Annotated in this window: 1 pseudogene; it reads right to left on the bottom strand. The window is 45.2% G+C overall.

The features are described 5' to 3' along the window. Positions 1-872, bottom strand: a pseudogene (locus HMPREF0848_RS10125) (CshA/CshB family fibrillar adhesin-related protein); the annotation flags it as partial.

Below are 872 nucleotides of genomic sequence, written 5' to 3'. Positions count from 1 at the left end.
GCTGTTGGAGTTACTGGTGTCACAGTTGGGGTGTAAGTTGCGGCAACTGGTGTACCGTTCTTATCAACACGTTTCACTGTTACACCAGTTCCAGTTCCTGTGAATGATTTTTCTGGTACGAAGGTCACGGTTCCATCTGGAGCAACTGTGTATGTTCCTTCACCTGGAATGGTCTTGGTAGTTGAACCGTCTTCAAAGGTTGCTGGAACATCATCATCCATTGGGATTGCAGGGTTACCAGGTGTGAAGCTTGGTTTACCACTTTGTGTTTGACCTTGGATGTCTGTAGATGTTGCAGGATCAGCAGTTGGTACAACTGGCGTAATCTTAGGTGTATAAGTTGTTTCTGTTGTTGTGCCATTTGTATCTTTAGCTTGTACCTTAACTGGAACCACTTCTCCTGAGTAAGATTTATCAGTCGGTGTGAAGGTTACAACGCCTGTAGTCTTATCAACTGTATAAGTACCGATTTCTTTACCTTCTGGTGACTTAGCAATGACTGAAGCAGCTGGTTGACCGTTTTCATCAAGGAGAGTAATGGTATCCTTGTCGATTGGGGCAGCAGGATCACCTTCGGTGAAGGTTACAGTTCCCGTTTGAACAACACCTTGAGGACCAGTTGATTCTGCTGGTGTCGCTGTTGGTGTCACAGGAGTCACAGTTGGGGTGTAAGTTGAAGTAACTGGTGTACCGTTCTTATCCACACGTTTCACTGTTACACCTGTACCTGTTCCTGTGAATGATTTTTCTGGAACAAAGGTTACAGTTCCATCTGGAGCAACTGTATATGTTCCTTCACCTGGAATGGTCTTCGTAGTTGAACCATCTTCAAAGGTTGCTGGCACGTCATCGTTCATTGGTACACGGCTATC

It is taken from the genome of Streptococcus sp. C150 (assembly GCF_000187445.1).
Lineage (GTDB): Bacteria > Bacillota > Bacilli > Lactobacillales > Streptococcaceae > Streptococcus > Streptococcus raffinosi.
The sequence above is the reverse complement of the archived record's forward strand: the minus strand, read 5'-3'. Positions and strand labels throughout refer to the sequence as shown.